Raw genomic sequence first — 20,484 nt, forward strand, 5'->3', positions numbered from 1 at the left:
GCGTCACACCCCTGCCTGCGGCGGCCGGACGGTGATCCGCGCTCCGGGGCTCAACTTCTCGAGCGACTCGGCGAGTTCGGCGGCTGCGGCCTCGAGCTCGCCGGTCGTCATGGGGGCCATACCCTCCAGCAGGAAGAGCGCGTTCACCGACTCCTCGGTGAGCCGGGTGCGTACTCCCTGACGCCAGTTCCAGCGCCGGCAGGTGACGCCTTCGTCGTCGCACCAGACGACCTCGCCGGCGTCCGGGTGCTCCACGGTCTCCTCGCCGCCCGCGACGGTGACGAACGGCTCCTGGCCGGTGGCGCGTACGAGCCGCATCCCGCCCTTGATGTGGTCGGTGTCCTCGCCGCCGACCGGAACGAGATGGGCCACGCTGATCGCGTTGTAGAGGTCGACCAGCACATTGATGCGCGGCAGCCCGCCGTCGGCGAGCGCCCGCTTGGCCAGCGCCTCGGCGGAGTTGCGGGTACGGGACGGCTTGGCGCCGAAGGCGGAGTACGCGGCGCGCCAGGCGGCCATGTGGGGGTCCTCGTGCGGGGCGCGACCGTCCAGACGCGCGGCGAGTCGGCGTGCGGCGTCGTCGAGCAGGGCCGAACTGTCGGCGTTGCTGGGCCCGTTGACCAGGCCGCGCGCCTCGACCGCGAGATGGATGAAGCCGGGCGCGAGGTCCCTGACCTCGTCGGAGACGGTGAGTGTGAGCGTCATGGTCGGGGATGCCTCACAGTTCGGTGGGGAGTTGGAGCCATAGCGACTCACGGTCCGACGCGGTCTGGAGCGCTTGGAGCACAGCCGGGTGCGGTGCAGCATAGAGTACCGGATAGTCCACATCATTGGACCCCGGTTGCACCGAAAAGGCCAGCCGCTCCACATCGGGGGAGAACTGCGCGTCGACTCCGGGCTTGTTCCCGCGCGGATCCTGCCGCGACCACCGCGCCCGCCCCGGCAGTTGCACAGCCACGAGCCCGTGGACAACACCCAGTCGCTGGTAGCAGAGGGCGGTAGGGATGCCTTGCGCGCGCAGCAGTGCGGTCAGCGCATGGGCTTTGGCGTAGCAGATGCCGGTCCGCTGCTCCAGCACGTCCGAGGCGCGCCAGGTGACGCGCATGTCCCCCGCATCGTGCGAGTGCGGGATGGTGTCGCGTACGAACTCGAAGGCCGCCTTGGCGTATGCGTATGCATCAGCACCATCGGTACGCAGGCGGCCGGCCGTCTCGCGTACCAGCGGGTGTTCATGGTCGATCGCCTCGTCGACGGCGAGATAAGCGGCCAGTTCAGGGTTCTGCTGGATCAGCTCCATGGCCGCCGACCCTAAAGAAGTGGCCGACCGGAAGTCAATCATTTTCCGATCGGCCACATATCTATGCAATACCCGAGGCTACTTGGCCATCTCTTCCTTCAGCGCCTGCACGAAGGCGTCCACATCGTCCTCGGTGGTGTCGAAGGAGCACATCCAGCGGACGTCGCCGGCCGCCTCGTTCCAGAAGTAGAAGCGGAAACGCTTCTGCAGCCGCTCGCTCACATCGTGCGGGAGGCGCGCGAAGACGGCGTTGGCCTGGACGGGGTGGAGGATCTCCACACCGTCGACGCCGCGGACGCCCGCGGCCAGCCGCTGGGCCATGGTGTTGGCGTGCCGGGCGTTGCGCAGCCACAGATCGCGCGCCAGCAGGGCCTCCAACTGGACCGATACGAAGCGCATCTTGGAGGCGAGCTGCATCGACATCTTCCGCAGATGCTTCATATGACTCACCGCGTCCGGGTTGAGGACGACGACGGCCTCGCCGAACACCATGCCGTTCTTCGTGCCCCCGAAGGAGAGCACGTCGACGCCGACGGCATTGGTGAAGGTCCGCATGGGGACGTTCAGCGACGCCGCGGCGTTCGCTATCCGAGCCCCGTCCAGATGGACCTTCATGCCCCGCTCGTGGGCGTGCTCGCAGATCGCCCGGATCTCGGCGGGGGTGTAAACCGTGCCCAGCTCGGTGTTCTGGGTGATCGACACGACCTGCGGCATCGCCCGGTGCTCGTCGTCCCAGCCGTACGCCTGCCGGTCGATGAGCTCTGGCGTGAGCTTGCCGTCCGGGGTCGGTACGGTCAGCAGCTTCAGCCCGCCCATCCGCTCCGGCGCGCCGCCCTCGTCGACGTTGATGTGCGCGGTCTCGGCGCAGATCACCGCGCCCCAGCGGTCGGTGAGCGCCTGGAGCGCCGTGACGTTGGAGCCGGTGCCGTTGAAGACCGGGAAGGCCTCGGCCGTCGGCCCGAAGTGGCTGTGCATGACCCGCTGGAGGTGCTCGGTGTACACGTCCTCGCCATAGGCGATCTGGTGACCGCCGTTGGCGACGGCGAGCGCCGCGAGGATCTCGGGGTGCGCGCCCGCGTAGTTGTCGCTGGCGAAGCCGCGTACCTCGGGGTCGTGATGGCGTCGGGCGTCGGTCTTCACGGTTTGGGGGTCAGCCACAGGCGCTGTCCATTCACTTCCCGGGCGGGCCGGTCCCAGACTCCGGCGATGGCCTCGGCCAGTTCCGTCACGTCCGTGAAGCCCGCGAACTTCGCATTCGGGCGCTCGGCGCGCATGGCGTCGTGCACCAGTGCCTTGACGACCAGGATCGCAGCCGCGGCCTTCGGCCCCTCCTCGCCCCCCGCCTTGCGGAAGGAGTCGGCAAGCGCGAGCGTCCACGCCTCGGCCGCCGCCTTGGACGCGGAATACGCCGCGTTGCCCGCGGTCGGCTTGCTGGCGCCGGCCGCGCTGATCAGCACAAAGCGGCCACGGTCGCTGCGCAGCAGCCCGTCGTGGAAGGCGAGCGATGTGTGCTGCACCGTGCGGATCAGCAGCTTCTCGAGGAGCTGCCAGTCGGCGAGGGCGGTCTCGGCGAAGGTGGCGCTGCCGCGCCAGCCGCCGACGAGATGGACCAGACCGTCGATCCTGCCGAACTCCTTCTCGGTCTTGTCCGCCCACTCCCGGGTGGCGTTCGGATCGAGCAGGTCGACAGTGTCCCCGGTGACGGTCGCGCCGCCGTGCGCGTACCGAGCGGCGTCGACGGCCTCGGCCAGCCGCCCGGGATCCGCGTCGGAGGCCACGACTGTCGCACCGGCCTCGGCCAGCCGCAGCAAGGCGGCCCGGCCCGCCGGGCCCGCAGCTCCGGCGACCGCGACCACGGCGCCCTCCAGCCGACTGTTCCCGTTTCCGTTCATGGTCCCAGTCTCCTCCGTACGAGAGCTCACGCAGCCACCTGCTCAGCAGTCTCCGCGGTGATCCCCTTGGTGGAGGCGATCACGGACTTCAGCTTCTTGGAGAGCGCCTCATAGAACATGCTGAGCGGAAACTCGTCAGGAAGCACGTCGTCGACGAGCTTGCGCGGAGGCTGTGACAGATCGAGGGCGTCCGGGCCCTTGGCCCAGCGCGAGCCGGGGTGCGGTGCAAGGTACGTCGAGACCAGGTCGTACGCGGCGAACCAGTGGACCAGCTTGGGGCGGTCGATACCGTCGCGGTAGAGCTTCTCGATCTCGGCGCAGAGCTCGTTGGTGACCTGCGGCGCGCGCTCCCAGTCGATCTTCAGGGTGTTGTCGGTCCAGCGCACCACATCGTGCTTGTGGAGGTACGCGAAGAGCAGCTGGCCGCCGAGCCCGTCGTAGTTGCGCACCCGGTCACCCGTGACCGGGAAGCGGAACATCCGGTCGAACAGCACCGCGTACTGCACATCACGGCCGTGCTGGTTGCCCTCGGCCTCCAGCTTCACGGCCTCCTTGAAGGCGGTGAGGTCGCAGCGCAGCTCCTCCAGGCCGTACATCCAGAACGGCTGGCGCTGCTTGATCATGAACGGGTCGAAGGGCAGGTCGCCGTGGCTGTGGGTGCGGTCGTGGACCATGTCCCAGAGCACGAAGGCCTGCTCGCAGCGCGACTGGTCACCGATCATCTCCAGGATGTCGTCAGGGACTTCGAGGCCGAGGATGCGTACGGCCTCCGTGGTGACGGCGCGAAAACGGGCAGCCTCGCGGTCGCAGAAGATGCCGCCCCAGGTGAATCGCTCGGGGGCTTCGCGCACGGCGATGGTCTCCGGGAAAAGGACCGCGGAGTTGGTGTCGTAGCCCGCGGTGAAGTCCTCGAAGGTGATGCCGCAGAAGAGGGGGTTGTCGTAGCGGGTGCGCTCCAGCTCGGCGAGCCACTCGGGCCAGACCATGCGCAGCACGACCGCCTCAAGGTTGCGGTCCGGGTTGCCGTTCTGCGTGTACATGGGGAAGAGGACCAGGTGCTGCAGTCCGTCGGCGCGGGTGGCGGCGGGCTGGAAGGCAAGCAGCGAGTCCAGGAAGTCGGGGACGTCGAAGGCGTTGTCGGCCCACTTGTGCAGATCGGCAACGAGCGCGCGGTGGTACGCGGCGTCGTGCGGGAGCAGCGCGGCGAGCTCCTCCACGGCGTCGATCACGCGGTCGAGCGCGGCTTCGGCGGTGACGCGGGCGGGGGCGCCCTCGGCGTCGAAGTCGATGGAGCCGTCCTTGGACTGCCAGGGGCGGATCTCCTCGACGGCATTCTTGAGCGTCGGCCATGCCGGGTGGTCGATCACCCGGGCGGTTTGGGATATGCCCTCTGGGGCAGCGGTCTGCACAAGAATTTCCGTCATGTCACTTCCTTCACAGGAGAACCTCGCGTCAAGACACCGTATCTGTGTGTGGTTCTTCCGTACAAGTAGGACCTTGGGAAATTATCCTGCCCAACCCCCATGATCACCGAAGTTTTTGCGGTCGGGGGTCGTTCAGGCGATTGCTTCGACTAAGCCGTCAGCTGAGCGCGACCTCGCGTCAAGCCGCGCAGGACGCGCCCACGAGCGGGTGACGCGGCCGGCTGCGGGGGGCCCGCCATGGGTAGGACAGAAGAGTCCGCCCCTCGCCCGCCTCTCCCGGAGCCTTATCGCGTGAGCACCCGTGCCGTCCTTGTCGCAGCCCTCATCACCGGTTTCGTCCTGGGGATCGCGGGGGCCAGAGCGGACCACTCCACTCCCCCTCGCGAGACCGGTCCCATCGCGGAGGCGGGCCGTTAGGCTGCGTGATTGCCGCGCGGCTGCCGGGATGCGCCTCGCGGGAGCCGCCGTCGACGGAAGCGAGAGAATCTTGACTTTCCTCACCATCGGTCATCGCGGGGTCATGGGCGTCGAGCCGGAGAACACCCTGCGCTCCTTCGTCCGCGCCGAACAGGCCGGAATGGACGCCATCGAACTGGATCTGCATCTCACCAAGGACGGCGCGCTCGCCGTCATGCACGACGCCGACGTGGACCGTACGACCGACGGAAAGGGCCCGATCGCCGACAAGACCCTCGCCGAGCTGCGGGAGCTCGACGCGGGCAGTGGCGAGCGGGTGCCGGTCTTCGAGGAGGTGCTCGACGCCGTGCGGGCACCGCTCCAGGCGGAGATCAAGGACGTGGCCGCGGCCCGGGCACTGGCCGAGGTGATGCTCAGCCGCGATCTCGTGCACCGCGTCGAGGTGTCGTCATTCCACGACGACGCGGTCGCCGAGATCGCGGGTCTGGTGCCCGGTGTACGGACGGTGCTCATCGCCAGCCGATGGGGCGCCGACGTGGTGGACCGTGCCAAGGCGGTGGGCGCTGCCTCCCTCGCGCTGAACATCCGCAGGCTGACCCTGGAGACCGTCGAGCACGCGCACGGCGAAGGCCTTCAGGTGATCGGCTGGGTGGTGAACACCCAGGAGCATCTGCGGCTGGTGCGCGCCCTCGAACTCGACGGCGCGACCACCGACTTCCCCGAGATCCGGCGCACCGGCCGGTTCACGGCCTGAGGACCCTGTTCTCGGGACCGTGTTCTCGGGACCGTGTTCTCGGAGTTCTCGGGTCCGCCCTCCTAGGACAGTTCCTTCACCAGCAGCTCGAAGGCGAGATCGTCGCGCTGCGGGATGCCGAAGCGCTCGTCGCCGTACGGGAAGGGGCTCAGCTTTCCCGTACGGCGGTAGCCGCGGCGCTCGTACCAGGCGATCAGCTCGTCCCGTACCGAGATCACGGTCATGTGCATCTCGCGCGCACCCCAGCGCTCGCGCGCGGTGCGCTCCGCCTCCGTGATGATCCGGCGGCCGAGGCCCTCGCCCTGCAGCTCGGGGCGGACGGCGAACATGCCGAAGTACACGGCCTCACCGCGGTGCTCGAGCTGGCAGCAGGCGATCGGCTCACCGCCGCGCTCCACTATGAGGAGGGTGCTGCCGGCGGCAGTGATGACCTCCAGGACGCCTTCCGGGTCGGTGCGCTGTCCGTCGAGAATGTCCGCCTCGGTGGTCCAGCCGGTGCGGCTCGTATCGCCTCGGTACGCGGACTCGATCAGCGGAACGAGCGCGGGCACATCGGCCTCGACCGCGTCACGGTAGGTGAGCTCGCCGGATTCCCGGGCCGGTGCGGTGTCCATTGAGGGCACTCCCATCTCGACGGTGTACAGGTGTCCCGAGACTAACCCGGACCTCTCCGCCCTAGGGTTTGCCCATGGTGCATGTGCTGAGCAGCCGGATCCTGCTGCGCCCGACCGACCCCGAGCGGTCGCGGCGGTTCTACGGGCAGACACTCGGACTCCCCGTCTACCGCGAATTCGGCACTGGTCCCGAGCGGGGCACGGTCTACTTCCTGGGCGGCGGGTTTCTGGAAGTGTCAGGGCGCTCAACGGCCCCGGCCGCGACCGGTCCCGAGTTGTGGCTCCAGGTCGAGGACGCGGCCGCGGTCCACGCCGAGCTGTCGGCGCGGGACGTCGAGGTGCTGCGGCCGCCCAGGCGTGAGCCGTGGGGCCTGATCGAGATGTGGATCGCCGACCCGGACGGCCATCGGATCGCGATCGTCGAAGTGCCGGCCGATCATCCGCTGCGGTACCGCCCCTGAGCCGCCACAGGGCGTCGGGGGCGGGCCGGATTGCCGCGCGTGCTTCCCATGCACCTCCGTGCACCTCCGTGCGCTCGCGTAGGCCCCCGAGCCGCCGGGCATCGACTCTTCGACACCGTCGAAGGGGGAGGTGCGCCGTGCACGGACCGGCCATGTCCGGCTGGCTGCTCGTCGCGCTGTGCGGCGGGACCGGCGCGTACTGCCTGGTGCGGATGCGCAGTTGCTCCGGCGAGGCACGCGAGGCGGCCGGCGGCGAAGCCCTGATGGGGTGGGGGATGGCGGCGATGGCGGTGCCCGCCGCCGTGTTCGCGCCGCCCAGTTGGGGGTGGGTGGTGTACGCGGTGGTCTTCGGGGCGGCGGCGCTGCGCGCCCTGTGGCCGACCCGCCGCGGCGCTCACCATCTGCATCACCTCGTGGGTTCCCTCGCGATGGTCTACATGGCGGTGGCGATGACGTCCGGCGGCGGCCACCCCGGGCATGCGGCCGCCGGAATCCCCCTGCTCACCGGCGGGCTGCTGGTGTACTACGCCGTGTACGTGCTGCGCTCCGGCGTCCGCTTGATGCCTGCGCCCTCCCCCGCGGGCGGTGCGGCGACGGTCTCCTGGAGCGCGCGGCCCGAGCTGGCGCCGGCCTGCCGTCTCGCCATGGGCCTCGCCATGCTGGCGATGCTGCTCGCTCTCTGAGCCGTCTGCGGGCGGGGCGCACCGAAACCGTGTCGTACGTCACTTGGAGCGCGAGGCCATACCCGCAAGTAGCCCGGCGCTCATAGGCTGACACCATGTTGGTCTCCCTCGTGCTGCTGCTTCTCGGCGCACTGGCCGCCGTCGTGGCCCCGCGACTTGTGTCGCGTGCCGACTGGCCGGAGCGCGAGCCCGTGGTGGCACTGTGGGTCTGGCAGTGCGTGGTCGCGGCCGTACTGCTGTGCTTCGCGCTCTCCATGACGTTCAGCGCGGCGGCGGCCTGGCAGCTTGTCCGGGGTCATGTCTTCGCGCCCGCGCCGCACGGGGTGGTGGAGGCGTACGCCCTCGGCGCGAGCGAACCGTGGTCCGCCGTCCTCGCCGTCGTCCTGGCCTGCGGGGGCCTGTGGACCGGCGCGATGCTCACCCGCGAGATCCATGGGGCCCATGTCCGGCGCACGCGGCGGCGCACAGAGCTTCTGGTGCGTGCCCCTCTGATGCCGGGCGAGGAGCCGGGCAGCGAACCTTTGGTCGTCCTGGAGGGCGTGCGGCCCGACGTCTGGTGGCTGCCGGGCGCGGCACCCCAACTGGTCGTCACCACGGCCGCGTTGCGCCGCCTGAAAGACCGTCAGCTCGATGCCGTACTGGCGCACGAGCAGGGGCACGCGCAGGCACGGCACGACTGGCTGCTGCACTGTTCCGCCGCGCTCGCCAACGGCTTTCCGCAGATCCCGGTGTTCGCGGCGTTCCGCGACGAGATGCACCGGCTGGTCGAGCTGGCGGCCGACGATGTCGCGTCCAGGCGCTTCGGCCGGCTGACGATCGCCCTGGCACTGGTCGAACTCAACGAGGACCGTGGCGTGTTCGGGCCCTGCCCCACGCCGGACGCCCAACTGCCGCAGCGAGTGAACCGGCTGCTGACACCCGTGCCGCGGCTCACCGCGGGCCGCCGGCTGCGGCTGACCGCGGCCGCCGCCCTGGTGCCTGTGATCCCCCTGCTGGTGGCATTCGTGCCCGCGCTGCGCGCGCTGGGATAGCTGTATGAGCCGGTGAGCGGCGAAGATCTCCCCATGCACTTCCAGCGCTCAGCGCCTCCCACTCCGCCGGCGCACACCCGGGTCGGCGCAGCCGCCCGTACGAGCGCGCTGCTCGCCGCCCTCTCGGCGGTGCTGCTGGCCCTGGTCGCGGTCTCCTGGACCCCCCTCGTCTCCTTCGACCGCACGGTCGCGGACGGCCTGCACGGCTGGGCGGTGACCGAGCCGGGGCTCACCCGGGTGATCCGGGTGCTCACCGACTGGGTGTGGGACCCGTGGACGATGCGCGCACTGGTCGCGGCGGCCGTCCTTTGGCTGTGGTGGCTGCGGGAGTGGCTGCTGGCGGTGTGGGTCGTGGTGACGAGCGCGGTGGGCACCCTCGTACAGCAGGGGCTGAAGTCCGCCGTGGGCCGGGACCGGCCGCAATGGCCGGATCCCGTCGACTCCGCGCACTACGCGGCCTTCCCCTCCGGCCATGCGATGACGGCCATGGTCAGCTGCACTCTGCTGCTGTGGCTGCTCAGGCGGCACGGAGGAGAGGGGCGGCTGTGGCACTGGAGCATCGCGGCCGCCGTAGTCTCCGTCGTCGGGGTCGGCCTCACCCGGCTCTACCTTGGCGTGCACTGGCCCTCGGACGTGGTGGGCGGCTGGCTGCTCGGCGCCTGCTGGGTGGCGCTTTCGATCGCCGCGTACGAGCGTGTGGTCTTGTCCCGGCAGCGCTGACCCCGGAAGGATCGCGGTCATGGCGATCAAGGGTGTGCTCTTCGACTTCTCCGGAACGTTGTTTCGCATCGAGCCCGCGCGGGACTGGCTTCGCGCGGTCCTCGACGCACGGGGCAGCAGTCTCCCCGAGGCCGAACTGGCCCGGTACGCCGAACAGTTGGCGGCGGCAGGGGCGCTCCCTGGCGGCTCGTCGCCACAGCGGATGCCACCAGGTCTCGCCGAGCTGTGGGAGACCCGCGACGAGAGCGCGGAACGGCACCGTGCCGCGTACACCGGTCTCGCCCGCCAGGTGGAGCTTCCGGACCCGGGGCTGTACGACGCGCTCTACGAACGCCATATGACGCCCGCCGCCTGGCGCCCGTACCCCGACGCCGCCGACGTGCTGCGCACGCTGCGGGAGTGGGGAGTTGGTATCGCCGTGGTCAGCAACATCGGCTGGGACCTGCGGCCGGTCTTCCGCGCCCACGGCCTGGATGCCTGGGTGGACGCGTATGCCCTGTCGTTCGAGCACGGCGTGCAGAAGCCCGACGTACGCCTTTTCCGCTCGGCCTGTGAGGCGCTGGGCAAGGACCCGGGCGAGGTCCTGATGGTCGGGGACGACAAACATGCGGACGGCGGGGCCGCGAATCTGGGATGTGTGGTCCATTTCGTGGACCATCTGCCGGTGGAGGAGCGTCCGGCGGGGCTGCGCCCGGTGCTCGGACTCATCGACTGAAACTGACCGGAGGCTCACAGAGGCACACTTAAGGCAGGGCAAAGCTACCCAAACCGGACGATCCCCCGCGTCGCCCGGTTCGGGCAGCACCCCCGCTGACCAGGCCCTGAAAGCCTCACACCGGGGCACCCTGAGTATATTGGCTCGGAGCCAGTCAACGCAGGAGTCAAGCATGTCCCCGCGGAGCGCATCGGTCAATGAAGAGCTTCGTCGGCGTTCCCGGGAGCGGCTTTTGCAGGCCACCGTAGAGCTGGTCGGGGAGCGCGGGTACGAGGCGACGACACTTGCCGACATCGCCGACAGAGCCGGCTCGGCACGCGGGCTTGTCTCGTACTACTACCCGGGCAAACGGCAGCTGCTGCAGTCGGCCGTGCACCGTTTGATGCATCGCACACTGGAAGCGGCGCTGGAGCGCGAGCCCAGAACCGATGACGGGCGCGAGCGGCTCGCGCGGGCGATCGACGCCATCCTCGGGCTCGCGGTCGACCGGCCCATGCTGATGCGGACGCACATGTCGGGGGTCCTGCAGGCCGAGGGGTTCTGGCAGTGCCCGGAACAGCAGCGTCTTGCGGCCCTGCTGCGCGACACGGTGGAGCGCTACGGATCACAGGATGTCGACGCCGACTATCCACTGCTGCGCGCCCTGCTGATGGGCGCGGTTTTCGCGATCCTGCTGCCGGGGGTGCCGATGCCGCTGGCTCGGCTGCGCGCGGAACTGTTCCAGCGGTACGAGCTCGACTGGGAGCTCGGCGTCCCGCCGGGCGAGAGACCGCCCGGCGGAACGCGTGTTGAGGCAGGGGATCAGTCGCGGTCGAAGTAGTCGGGCTGGGTCTGCACATTGAGCTCGTGCAGCCGCACCCGCTTCGCCGGATCCGTGCGCCTGTCCTTGATCTTCAGCACGTCGAAGCCCTTGGCGATGTCGTTCGCGTAGATGTAGCCGTTGTAGTAGTACGCCGACCAGGCACCGCCTCCGATCAGCGTGTCCGCGCTCAGCGGGCCGCGCTCGAAGTAGGCGATCTCCTTGGGCTTCGAGGAGTTGGTGAAGTCCCAGACCGAGACGCCGCCCTGGTACCAGGCCTGGACCATCAGGTCGCGGCCCTTGACCGGGATGATCGAGCCGTTGTGGGCCACGCAGTTCTCGGTGTCCGCCTGATGGCGGGGGATCTTGTAGTAGCTGCGGAAGACCAGCTTGCGATGGTCGCCCCTGCCAACGATGTCGTAGATGCCGTCAGCGCCGCGGTCCGGGCCGATCGCGGCATTGCAGGTGGCCGCGCCGCCGCCGCCGAGCTCGTCGGTGAAGACGACCTTGTTCGCCTTCTGGTTGAAGGTCGCCGAGTGCCAGAACGCGAAGTTCACATTGTCCTGGACCTGGTCGATGACCTTCGGGCGCTCGGGGTCCTTGATGTCGAACAGGATGCCGTCACCCATGCAGGCGCCGGCGGCCAGGTCCTTGGACGGGAGCACGGTGATGTCGTGGCAGCCGGTGGTCTTGGAGACGCCCGGGTTGGTGGGCGAGCCCGGGTTGCCGCCGCCGTCCGGGCCCTCGCCCGGGAAGAGCACCGGGAAGTTCACGACCGCCGCCTTCTCGGGGGCCTTGCGCGGCACCTTGATGACAGAGATTCCGTCGTGCGGCGGCTGGCAGTCCGGGAAGGTCGCGCTCGGCGAGTACGAGGAGACGTAGATGTAGACGTTGCGGCGCTCCGGCACCAGCGTGTGCGTGTGGGAGCCGCAGAAGGTCTCGACGGCGGCGACGTACTTCGGGTTGCGCTTGTCGCTGATGTCGAAGATCTTCATGCCCTCCCAGGACGACTTCTCCGTCGCGGGCTGCGTGGTGCTGTTGCAGGAGTTGTCGCTGCGCGAGGAGTCGGTGGACAGGAAGAGCAGGTCACCGGAGACGGAGATGTCGTTCTGCGAGCCGGGACACAGGACCTGTGCGACGGTCTTCGGGGCTCGCGGATTGCTGATGTCGAAGATCCGGAAACCGTCGTAGTTGCCCGCGTAGGCGTACTTGCCCTGGAAGGCCAGGTCCGAATTGGTGCCCTTGAGGGCTTCCTTGGGGATGTTGACGAGGTGTTCGACGTTGTCGCTGTGGACGACCGCGTCCACCGGAGGTATCTCGCCGCTCTTGATAGCCGCCTTGGTGTCGGCGGCCTGCCCCGATGAGACCTTTCCCTGGGCGGGGGTGTCCCCGGGGTCGGGTGTGGCGACCGCTGGTCCGGCCGTCAGCAGTGTGGCGAGGAGCCCGGCCGCGGCTGCCGCCACGCCCAGACGTCTGCGCCGCACTCGGGTGGGGTGCAACAGGGTCACTGCGTCCTCCCTTGTATCCGTTCGCAGTTGAACGGTTCACGGACCTCGGCAGTATCTTCCCTTCCATGTACATCTCAACAGATGGCAACACAGACGTAATGAAAGTTTTTGATCAACGGCGTGCGGAAGCGTGCTAGGAACGTCCCCAAACACCCCAAGTGCCACAGGAGGTCACCGTGTTGAACCGCCGCAGGGCCGCGTGTGTCCGCAGGTCGGTCGCCCTGGCCGCGGTCTCGGCCGCCGTACTCGCCATGGGTGCCTGCGAGTCGGACTCCAGCACTCCCGCCAAGGCCAAGGGCGATGCCGGACCCTCCGTGGTGGCACCGGGCAAACCGGGTGAGACGGCCAGGACCCTCTCCCCCGAGGAAGCCGCGAAGGCCGCCCCCGACGACTCCCCCAACGTGGCGGACTTCTCCTACGCGCAGATGATGATCGCGCACCACGGCCAGGCGCTGCAGATGACCGCCCTGGCACCGGACCGCGCGGGATCCACGCAGGTCAAGCGGCTGGCGGAGCGGGTAGCCGCCTCGCAGAAGCCGGAGATCGGCGCGATGCAGGGGTGGCTGAAAACGAACAGCGGGGCGAAGGGGAAGGGCGGTCACGACCACGGGCAGGCCGCGATGCCCGGAATGGCCACCACGGCCCAACTCGCCCAGCTGCGCGGGGCGAAGGGCAAGGCGTTCGACGAACTCTTCCTGAAGCTGATGATCACTCACCACCAGGGGGCCATCACCATGGCCACCGACGCCCTGTCGAAGGGCAACAACATCCTGATCGAGGAGATGGCGAGCGATGTGATCGCTCAGCAGACGAGTGAGATCAACCGGATGCGCGCGTTGTGACCTTCCGCTGGACGGCGCCGGGCTCGGGCCGGCGGCGGTTGTGGCGTGGCGCGAGATAGCCCTCGTCGCGGGCGCCCGCAATGAGCCGGAGCGACTTGCGGCGACTCCGCCCGGTCGCGGCCATTACGGCGAGCACCGGGTCGCGCCCGTCCTGCTGCGCGGCCCGGTAGGCGTCGGCCGCCATCCGCCGCCCGGCGCTGCCGCGCGGCACTGCTGGGCGGGCCCGGCGGCGGCCTGGACCCGGCGCGTCCGCGTGCCCGCCGACGCAGGGTGGGGCGGGCTCCGGTTCATCGGGGGCAGGTGGCGGCGTGGCCACCCGGCAGGCGTCCTCGAGCGGGTCCTCGATCCGCTCTGCGAGCACCGCGAAGCCCCCGAGCGGCAGCGGCGGGTCGGCGTGCAGATCCTCAATGGCGATCTCGCCGTCGTCGACTACGGCGAGGACGTCGATGCGGGCACCGTCGGCGAAGGTCAGCCGGACGTTGAACCAGGGCGGGGGGACGTCGGGTACGGGGATCTCGGGTCCGGTGATCTCGGGTCCGCTGGGCTCCGAGGTGACCGTGCCGGCACCTTGTAGCTCCCAGACGGGTGGGTAGGGCAGCGCCCCACCCAGGTCATACTGATCATTAGCGTTAAGAAACGTAGTTTCTTGCACAATTAGCACGTAACCAGCCAAATCCGGACCTTCCGCGGCGGCACGCACATCGTGACGACACAAGACACCCCGTTAGAGCATCTCCCCGATCTGCGCATACCGGTGCGATGCTGGAATCCCCTGCGGGAAGGAGCGCAGCTGTGCTTCGCGTCGCTGTCGTCGGATCGGGACCCAGCGGGGTCTACGCCGCGCAGGACCTCGTCCAGCAGAGCCGGGTTCCGGATGTGCGGGTGCACGTACTGGACCGGCTCCCCTGCCCCTACGGACTCGTGCGCTACGGGGTCGCGCCCGACCACGAGAAGATCAAGTCCCTGCAGAACAATCTGCGCACGGTGCTGGAGCACGAGCGGATCGACTTCATCGGCAATGTGGAGGTGGGCAGGCACGGGCTCGGTCCCGAGCGGCTCCTGGAGCTCTACCACGCCGTCGTCTACTGCGTCGGGGCCGCCAAGGACCGCAGGCTCGGCATTCCCGGCGAGGATCTGCCCGGCAGCCGCTCGGCCACCGATTTCGTCTCCTGGTACAGCGCGCACCCCGACTCGGCGGGCAACGGCTTCGCTCTCGCGGCCCGTTCGGCCGTGGTCATCGGCGTCGGCAATGTGGCCGTCGACGTGGCCCGCATCCTCGCGCGGGGCGCGGACGAGTTGCGGCCCACCGATGTGCCGCAGACGGCACTCGGGGCGCTGTCGCTCAGCCAGGTGCGCGAGGTGCACATGGTGGGCAGACGCGGCCCCTCGCAGGCGAAGTTCACCACCAAGGAGCTGCGGGAGCTCGGCTCGCTGCCTGCGGCCCAGGTGCTGGTCGACCCCGCGGACCTCGCGCTCGACCCCGCGTACGCGGATCCATCTGCTTCCGCCGTGTCCGCGCTGCCCGCGGTCAACCGGCGCAACCTCGATGTCGTACGCGGCTGGGCGGCGCAGCCTGCGCAGAGCCGGGACCGCCAGATCCATCTGCGGTTCTTCCTGCGCCCGGTGGAGCTGCTGGAGCAGGGTGGGCAGGTGGCCGGCGTACGGTTCGAGCGCACCGTTCCGGACGGCGACGGAGGCGTTCGGGGCACCGGAGCGTACGAGGAGATCGAGGCTCAGCTGGTGCTGCGGGCGGTGGGCTACCGCGGTGTCCCGCTGCCCGGGCTGCCGTTCGACGAGGGTCGCGGCACGGTGCCACACGCGGCCGGGCGGATACTGCGGGACGGCGTACCGTCGCCCGGGGAGTACGTGGCGGGGTGGATCAAGCGCGGCCCGACCGGGGTGATCGGCACCAACCGGCCGTGCGCCAAGGAAACGGTGGCCTCGCTTCTCGACGATGCCGCGACGCTCGCACTTCGGCCCGTCGCCGAGGATCCGCTGGCCGAACTGCGTAAGTCGGGACACCGCCCCGTGCAGTGGCCGGGCTGGCTGTCGATCGAGACGGCGGAGTCGGTGCTGGGCCGCACGCTCGGCCGGCGTACCGTCAAAATCCCTGACTGGCCAGGGCTGTTGAGCGCGGCGGGCGACTGAGCGACGGGCGCGGGCGCGCCTGCGCCTCGCGCGCCTGCACTTCGGGAGCCTGCACCTCAGCCCTCGCCGAGGCGTTCCGCCTGGCCCGCGGCGGCGGCGAGGATGCTGTCGAGCAGCCCGGGGAAAAGCGCGTCCAGGTCGTCCCGCCGCAGTCCGTTCATCTTGGCGGTGCCCTGGTAGATCTGCTGGATCACGCCGTTCTCACGCAGGACACGGAAGTGGTGGGTGGTCGTCGACTTGGTGACGGGCAGGTCGAAGTGCGAACAGGACAGGTTGTCCTCGGCCGTCGCGAGCTCACGCACCACACGTAGCCGCATCGGGTCGGAGAGCGCGTGGAGCACATTCTCCAGACGGATCTCTTCGCGCGTGGGGTGGGCAAGCACGCGGGGGCTTGTCGCGGTGGTCACGGCGGCTCCACTTCATCGGGGTCTCCATTGTACGAGGACTCTCGTAGTTTGACACTCGCCGTAATACGGTGAATGCCGTACGAGCCGAAGAGCCGAGCCGCACAGGCAATGCGGGACGACGGATGGCATGATCGCCGCGAACCGTGCTCCTCGTACAGCCGTGAGGCGCGGTGCAGTGCGCGAAAGGAGCTGACTCCATGTCCCGGCGCGGAGCTGACCTCGACGAACTCGACCGCAAGATCATCTCGGCCCTGATGGCCGACGCGCGGGCGAGCCTGCGGGAGATCGGCCTGTCGATCGGCCTGTCGGCGCCCGCCGTCAAGCGCCGGGTGGACCGGCTCAGGGAGCAGGAGGTGATCACCGGTTTCACCACGGTGGTGAAGCCCGCGGCGCTCGGCTGGCACACCGAAGCGTATGTGGAGGTGTTCTGCGACGGAGCCGCTCCGCCGAGGAGGCTGGCGGAGGTGGTCCGAAATCACCCCGAGGTCCAGTCGGCCGTGACGGTCACCGGACGGGCCGACGCGATCCTGCACATCAGGGCGCTGGACGTCGCGCACTTCGAGGACGTCCTCGAACGGATCCGGTCCGAGTCTTTCGTGAAGGCCACCAACAGCTTCATCGTGCTCTCGCACCTCCTGCCGAGCAGCCCCGAGGCCGGATCGGGAAGCATCACGCCGGAGCTGACCTAACAAGTAGTGGCTCCACATCCCTTACACGCAACATTGTTGCGAGTAGACGCAATTCATTCGTCTTGTCGCTTTCCGTCACCATCTCTAGCGTGGTGGGTACCCCCGGTCCGACGAGAGGAAAACGCGGATGCCGTCCATCCGAACCGCGAGGCACCGCCGGTATCTCGTCTGCCCACCGGAGCACTTCGACGTCCGGTACGCCATCAACCCCTGGATGACCTCGGGGGAGCCGGTCGACATCGGCCTGGCTCGGAAGCAGTGGGACGGGCTCGTATCCCTGTATCGCGAGCTGGGTCACACCGTGGAGGTTGTGGATCCGGTCGAGGATCTCCCTGACATGGTGTTCGCGGCCAATTCGGCACTGGTGCTCGACGGCAAGGCGTTCGGCGCGCAATTCCATGCACCGGAGCGGCAACCGGAAGCCGCCCATTACCGGGCCTGGTTCCAGAGCGCCGGATTCGAGACTCGGATCCCGTCCCATACCTGCGAAGGAGAAGGCGACTTCACACCGGTCGGCGGATACATCCTCGCCGGCACCGGGTTCCGCACGCTTCCGGCAGCCCATCACGAAGTCCAGGAATTCTTCGGCACGCCGACAGTGAGCCTTCACTTGATCGACCCGCATTTCTATCACCTGGACACAGCGCTCTTCGCTCTCGACGACAGCAATATCGCCTACTACCCGGGCGCCTTCTCCAAAGGCAGTCAGCAGGTCCTGCGGACTCTTTTCCCGCACGCCGCCGTTGCCACCAGGGAGGATGCGCTGGCCTTCGGGCTCAACTCCGTCTCCGACGGACGCAATGTGGTGATGGCGCAGGACGCGACGGGCCTCATGGAGGACGTGGCAGCGCTCGGCTACGTCCCCGTCCCCGTGGACCTCTCGGAGTTCCGCAAGGCGGGCGGCGGAGCGAAGTGCTGCACGCAGGAGCTCCGCGAGTAGGGCGTCGCCGGTGCAATGTACGAGAACTCTCGTAGTTTGACATTCCCCGTACTACGATAGGTATCGTACGAGCCGTACACCGGCCCCGCCTCGATTGGAGTCCGCCGTGAGCGCGCTGTTCCAGCCCTGCACCCTGCGGTCGCTTACCGTTCCCAACCGCGTCTGGATGGCACCCATGTGCCAGTACAGCGCGGAGGTGTTCGGCCCGAACGCCGGCGTCGCGAACGACTGGCACTTCGCCCACTACGCCGCCCGCGCCACCGGCGGCACGGGCCTGATCCTCACCGAGGCGACCGCGGTCAGCCCGGAGGGCCGGATCAGCCCCGCCGACCTCGGGATCTGGAACGACCAGCCCGCTCCCCTTCGACGAGGGGCACCCCGTCCCCACCGAGGTGACGGTCGCTCAGATACAGGAGATCACCGGCCAGTTCGCGGCCGCTGCCCGCCGCGCGCTGGACGCCGGATTCGAGGTCGCCGAGATCCACGGTGCACACGGCTATCTGATCGGCGAGTTCCTGTCGCCGCACAGCAACCAGCGGGACGACGAGTACGGCGGGTCCTTCGAGAACCGCACCCGCTTCGCACTCGAGGTTGTCGACGCTGTGCGCGCGGTGTGGCCCGACGAGCTGCCGCTCTTCTTCCGTATCTCCGCCACCGACTGGCTGGACGAGGCCGGCTGGACGGCCGACGACACGGTCCGCTTCGCCGCCCTGCTCAAGGAGCACGGCATCGACCTCCTCGACGTCTCCACCGGCGGCAACGCACCGCGGGTGCGCATCCCCGCCGGACCCGGCTACCAGGTGCCGTTCGCCGCGCGGGTGAAGGCGGAGACCGGGCTCCCGGTCGCCGCGGTCGGCATGATCACCGAGGCCGGGCAGGCGGAGAAGATCCTGGGCAACGGCGAGGCCGACGCGGTGCTGCTCGGCCGTGAGCTGCTGCGTAACCCGTCGTGGGCCCGGCACGCGGCCGGTGAGCTGGGCGGCGAGATCCACATCCCGGAGCAGTACCACCGCTCCGTCTGAGATCCCCGTGGGGTCCCCGTGAGATCCCCGCACCCTGGCGACCGATGAGTTCCGGGGCCCGGGCCGGTCTGCACTGAGTACGTACGTACTCAGGAGGCACCTCGTGCTGCTCGAAAACAAGAACGCCGTCATCTACGGAGGTGGAGGCGCCATCGGCGGGGCGGTCGCCCGCGCCTTCGCCCGCGAAGGTGCGCGGGTCCATCTCGCCGGACGCACCCGCAAGAGCCTTGAAGAGGTCGCCGATGCCATCCGCGCCGCGGGTGGCACGGCCGAGACCGATCAGGTCGACGCGCTCGACGAGGAGGCGGTCGACCGGCACGCCGACGCCGTGGCCGAGCGGGCCGGCAGCCTCGACATCTCGTTCAATCTCATCTCGTACGCCGAAGTCCAGGGGACGCCGCTCGCCGAGATGGCGCTTGCGGACTTCGAGCGGCCGGTCCACAACGCCGTACGCACGATGTTCCTGACCTCCAGGGCCGCCGCGAGGCACATGATGAGGCAGAAGTCCGGCGTGATCCTCGCCTTCGGCGGCTACGGCGACCCGCCGCGCAACCACTACATGGGCGGATTCCAGGTGGCGTTCGGCGCCGTGGAGTCCCTCCGCCGGAATCTGGCCTGCGAGCTGGGCCCGCACGGTATCCGCGTCCTCACACTCCAGACCGGCGGCGTGCCCGAGACGATCCCCGAGGGATTCGAGTGGGGCAAGGCCATCACCGAGGAGATCGCGGGGAACACCATGCTGGGCCGGGCGGCCTCGCTCGCCGACGTCGGCAATGTGGCGGTCTTCGCCGCCTCGGACCTGGCTCGTTCGATGACCGCGACAGCTCTCAATATCACCGGCGGGTCGGTCGTCGACTGAACCGTCCGCCCAACCGTCCGCACAGATCGCCCCCGAAGACCGTCCCCCAAGACCGTTCACACCCGGGCTGAGCTGCGAAAAGACCCGCCCCACGGGCCGCTGTCAGTGGGCGGGTGCAGACTGGCCCGTATCCGAGACAGCGGCGTCCTGGAGGTAAAAGGCCATGACCGATGTTCTTCTGACCGTAGGCACTCGAAAAGGGCTCTTCATCGGCCGCAGGCATGGCGGCACATGGGAGTTCGACGGCCCGCATTTCAATGCGCAGGCCGTGTACTCGATCGGGATCGACACGCGCCGGTCCGTGCCCCGCCTGCTGGTGGGCGGCGACAGCGCGCACTGGGGCCCTTCGGTGTTCCACTCCGACGACCTCGGCAGGACCTGGATCGAGCCGGAGCAACCGGCCGTGAAGTTCCCCAAGGACACCGGGGCGTCACTGGAGCGCGTCTGGCAGCTGCATCCGGCCGGTCCCGCCGCGCCGGACGTGGTGTACGCGGGGACGGAGCCTGCCGCGCTGTTCCGCTCGGACGACCGCGGCGAGACCTTCGAGCTCGTACGGCCCCTGTGGGAGCATCCCACCCGCTCGAAGTGGGAACCGGGCGGCGGCGGTGAGGCGGTGCACACCGTGGTGACCGACCGCCGGGACCCTCAGGCCGTGACGGTCGCGGTGTCGGCGGCCGGGGTGTTCCGCTCCAAGGACGGCGGCGCAAGCTGGGCACCCTCCAACCAGGGGGTGTCGGCGGTCTTCCTGCCCGACCCCAACCCGGAGTTCGGGCAGTGCGTCCACAAGATCGCGCAGGACGCGGGCGATCTGGACCGGCTGTATCTGCAGAACCACTGGGGTGTGTACCGCAGCGACGACGCGGGCGCCAAGTGGACCGACATCGGCGAGGGGCTGCCGTCCGACTTCGGTTTCGCGGTCGCCGCACATCCGCACCGCCCCGACACGGCCTATGTCTTCCCGATCACGGCGGACGCGGACCGAGTGCCTGCCGGACGTCGCTGTCGCGTCTACCGTACGAGCGACGCGGGCGGCAGCTGGGAGGCGCTGTCGGCCGGGCTGCCCGAGGGCGACCACTTCGGCACCGTGCTGCGGGACGCGCTGCGCACGGACGACGCGGATCCGGCCGGTGTGTACTTCGGCAATCGCAACGGCGAGGTGTATGCGAGCGCGGACGACGGAGACAGCTGGCAGCTGCTCGCGTCCCATCTGCCGGATGTGCTCTGCGTACGGGCAGCGGCCATGGGTTGAGAGGCATGGCCGC

Annotated in this window: 23 protein-coding genes and 1 pseudogene; 15 read left to right on the top strand and 9 right to left on the bottom strand. The window is 69.2% G+C overall.

Annotation, left to right across the window (positions count from 1 at the left end; genetic code table 11):
- Window positions 1-3: 3 nt before the first annotated feature.
- The 5 genes from ACZ3H8_RS17830 to ACZ3H8_RS17850 all read right to left on the bottom strand — a co-directional run bounded on the left by ACZ3H8_RS17830 (window position 4) and on the right by ACZ3H8_RS17850 (window position 4,613).
- Entirely contained in the window at window positions 4-705 is a 702-nt protein-coding gene (locus tag ACZ3H8_RS17830) for a B3/B4 domain-containing protein (RefSeq protein ID WP_467402740.1), read from the bottom strand.
- Between the two features lie 13 nt (window positions 706-718).
- A complete protein-coding gene (locus ACZ3H8_RS17835; protein WP_467402743.1) occupies window positions 719-1,297 on the bottom strand; it encodes a transglutaminase-like domain-containing protein in 579 nt (192 codons plus the stop codon).
- Between the two features lie 78 nt (window positions 1,298-1,375).
- Complete coding sequence (locus ACZ3H8_RS17840) at window positions 1,376-2,455, bottom strand: threonine aldolase family protein (protein ID WP_467402745.1); 1,080 nt, start codon at window positions 2,453-2,455, stop codon at window positions 1,376-1,378.
- A complete protein-coding gene (locus tag ACZ3H8_RS17845; RefSeq protein ID WP_467402747.1) occupies window positions 2,434-3,189 on the bottom strand; it encodes an SDR family NAD(P)-dependent oxidoreductase in 756 nt (251 codons plus the stop codon). The genes ACZ3H8_RS17840 and ACZ3H8_RS17845 overlap by 22 nt, the downstream gene beginning before the upstream one ends.
- A gap of 26 nt (window positions 3,190-3,215) precedes the next feature.
- Window positions 3,216-4,613: a DUF6421 family protein gene (locus tag ACZ3H8_RS17850; RefSeq protein WP_467402750.1), complete on the bottom strand. Its 1,398-nt coding sequence runs from the start codon at window positions 4,611-4,613 to the stop codon at window positions 3,216-3,218.
- Between the two features lie 291 nt (window positions 4,614-4,904).
- Here ACZ3H8_RS17850 and ACZ3H8_RS17855 point away from each other — a divergent pair, with 291 nt between their 5' ends.
- Both ACZ3H8_RS17855 and ACZ3H8_RS17860 read left to right on the top strand, forming a co-directional pair.
- Window positions 4,905-5,030, top strand: coding sequence for a hypothetical protein (locus tag ACZ3H8_RS17855; RefSeq protein ID WP_307664934.1), 126 nt, complete (start codon window positions 4,905-4,907; stop codon window positions 5,028-5,030).
- 103 nt (window positions 5,031-5,133) lie between these two features.
- Window positions 5,134-5,784, top strand: coding sequence for a glycerophosphodiester phosphodiesterase (locus tag ACZ3H8_RS17860; RefSeq protein ID WP_467403239.1), 651 nt, complete (start codon window positions 5,134-5,136; stop codon window positions 5,782-5,784).
- A 62-nt stretch (window positions 5,785-5,846) separates the two neighbouring features.
- Here the strand turns inward: ACZ3H8_RS17860 and ACZ3H8_RS17865 are convergent, their stop codons facing one another.
- Window positions 5,847-6,398, bottom strand: a complete 552-nt coding sequence (locus ACZ3H8_RS17865) for a GNAT family N-acetyltransferase (protein ID WP_467402752.1) — start codon at window positions 6,396-6,398, stop codon at window positions 5,847-5,849.
- A gap of 74 nt (window positions 6,399-6,472) precedes the next feature.
- Here ACZ3H8_RS17865 and ACZ3H8_RS17870 point away from each other — a divergent pair, with 74 nt between their 5' ends.
- The 6 genes from ACZ3H8_RS17870 to ACZ3H8_RS17895 all read left to right on the top strand — a co-directional run bounded on the left by ACZ3H8_RS17870 (window position 6,473) and on the right by ACZ3H8_RS17895 (window position 10,828).
- Window positions 6,473-6,859: a VOC family protein gene (locus ACZ3H8_RS17870; RefSeq protein ID WP_467402754.1), complete on the top strand. Its 387-nt coding sequence runs from the start codon at window positions 6,473-6,475 to the stop codon at window positions 6,857-6,859.
- A 137-nt stretch (window positions 6,860-6,996) separates the two neighbouring features.
- Window positions 6,997-7,542 (top strand): DUF5134 domain-containing protein, encoded by a 546-nt coding sequence (locus ACZ3H8_RS17875; RefSeq protein WP_467402755.1) that lies wholly within the window; start codon window positions 6,997-6,999, stop codon window positions 7,540-7,542.
- Window positions 7,543-7,637: 95 nt separating this feature from the next.
- A complete protein-coding gene (locus tag ACZ3H8_RS17880) occupies window positions 7,638-8,573 on the top strand; it encodes a M56 family metallopeptidase (RefSeq protein ID WP_467402757.1) in 936 nt (311 codons plus the stop codon).
- A 33-nt stretch (window positions 8,574-8,606) separates the two neighbouring features.
- Window positions 8,607-9,293, top strand: coding sequence for a phosphatase PAP2 family protein (locus tag ACZ3H8_RS17885; protein ID WP_467402758.1), 687 nt, complete (start codon window positions 8,607-8,609; stop codon window positions 9,291-9,293).
- A gap of 19 nt (window positions 9,294-9,312) precedes the next feature.
- Window positions 9,313-10,008: an HAD family hydrolase gene (locus tag ACZ3H8_RS17890; protein WP_467402761.1), complete on the top strand. Its 696-nt coding sequence runs from the start codon at window positions 9,313-9,315 to the stop codon at window positions 10,006-10,008.
- 172 nt (window positions 10,009-10,180) lie between these two features.
- Window positions 10,181-10,828 carry a TetR/AcrR family transcriptional regulator gene (locus ACZ3H8_RS17895; protein WP_398985929.1) on the top strand — a complete coding sequence of 216 codons (648 nt, stop codon included), beginning with the start codon at window positions 10,181-10,183 and terminating at the stop codon, window positions 10,826-10,828.
- Here ACZ3H8_RS17895 and ACZ3H8_RS17900 read toward each other — a convergent pair.
- Window positions 10,810-12,315, bottom strand: a complete 1,506-nt coding sequence (locus ACZ3H8_RS17900) for an LVIVD repeat-containing protein (protein ID WP_467402764.1) — start codon at window positions 12,313-12,315, stop codon at window positions 10,810-10,812. The two genes, ACZ3H8_RS17895 and ACZ3H8_RS17900, sit on opposite strands and share 19 nt — an antisense overlap.
- Window positions 12,316-12,491: 176 nt before the next feature.
- On the opposite strand from ACZ3H8_RS17900, the gene ACZ3H8_RS17905 reads away from it, so the two are divergent.
- Window positions 12,492-13,157 (top strand): DUF305 domain-containing protein, encoded by a 666-nt coding sequence (locus tag ACZ3H8_RS17905; protein WP_467402767.1) that lies wholly within the window; start codon window positions 12,492-12,494, stop codon window positions 13,155-13,157.
- Here the strand turns inward: ACZ3H8_RS17905 and ACZ3H8_RS17910 are convergent.
- Entirely contained in the window at window positions 13,135-13,809 is a 675-nt protein-coding gene (locus ACZ3H8_RS17910) for a DUF6214 family protein (RefSeq protein ID WP_467402768.1), read from the bottom strand. The genes ACZ3H8_RS17905 and ACZ3H8_RS17910 overlap by 23 nt on opposite strands.
- Window positions 13,810-13,949: 140 nt before the next feature.
- On the opposite strand from ACZ3H8_RS17910, the gene ACZ3H8_RS17915 reads away from it, so the two are divergent.
- Window positions 13,950-15,305: an FAD-dependent oxidoreductase gene (locus ACZ3H8_RS17915; protein ID WP_467402770.1), complete on the top strand. Its 1,356-nt coding sequence runs from the start codon at window positions 13,950-13,952 to the stop codon at window positions 15,303-15,305.
- 56 nt (window positions 15,306-15,361) lie between these two features.
- Here ACZ3H8_RS17915 and ACZ3H8_RS17920 read toward each other — a convergent pair whose 3' ends face one another.
- On the bottom strand, window positions 15,362-15,712 hold the full coding sequence (locus tag ACZ3H8_RS17920) for an ArsR/SmtB family transcription factor (protein WP_467402772.1): 351 nt from the start codon (window positions 15,710-15,712) through the stop codon (window positions 15,362-15,364).
- A 197-nt stretch (window positions 15,713-15,909) separates the two neighbouring features.
- Between ACZ3H8_RS17920 and ACZ3H8_RS17925 the strand changes: the two genes are divergently transcribed.
- The 5 genes and pseudogenes from ACZ3H8_RS17925 (at window position 15,910) to ACZ3H8_RS17945 (ending at window position 20,471) form a co-directional block, all read left to right on the top strand.
- Window positions 15,910-16,401 carry an Lrp/AsnC family transcriptional regulator gene (locus tag ACZ3H8_RS17925; protein WP_467402775.1) on the top strand — a complete coding sequence of 164 codons (492 nt, stop codon included), beginning with the start codon at window positions 15,910-15,912 and terminating at the stop codon, window positions 16,399-16,401.
- Between the two features lie 127 nt (window positions 16,402-16,528).
- Window positions 16,529-17,341 carry a dimethylargininase gene (gene ddaH / locus ACZ3H8_RS17930; RefSeq protein ID WP_467402777.1) on the top strand — a complete coding sequence of 271 codons (813 nt, stop codon included), beginning with the start codon at window positions 16,529-16,531 and terminating at the stop codon, window positions 17,339-17,341.
- Between the two features lie 106 nt (window positions 17,342-17,447).
- Window positions 17,448-18,363: pseudogene (locus ACZ3H8_RS17935) on the top strand (NADH:flavin oxidoreductase/NADH oxidase).
- A 103-nt stretch (window positions 18,364-18,466) separates the two neighbouring features.
- Window positions 18,467-19,222 (top strand): SDR family NAD(P)-dependent oxidoreductase, encoded by a 756-nt coding sequence (locus ACZ3H8_RS17940; protein ID WP_467402779.1) that lies wholly within the window; start codon window positions 18,467-18,469, stop codon window positions 19,220-19,222.
- A 163-nt stretch (window positions 19,223-19,385) separates the two neighbouring features.
- The gene (locus tag ACZ3H8_RS17945; protein WP_467402781.1) at window positions 19,386-20,471 is read left to right on the top strand and encodes a WD40/YVTN/BNR-like repeat-containing protein; all 1,086 of its coding nucleotides are present in this window, start codon (window positions 19,386-19,388) and stop codon (window positions 20,469-20,471) included.
- Window positions 20,472-20,484 lie beyond the last annotated feature (13 nt).

The organism is Streptomyces sp. NPDC002868 (assembly GCF_055563295.1).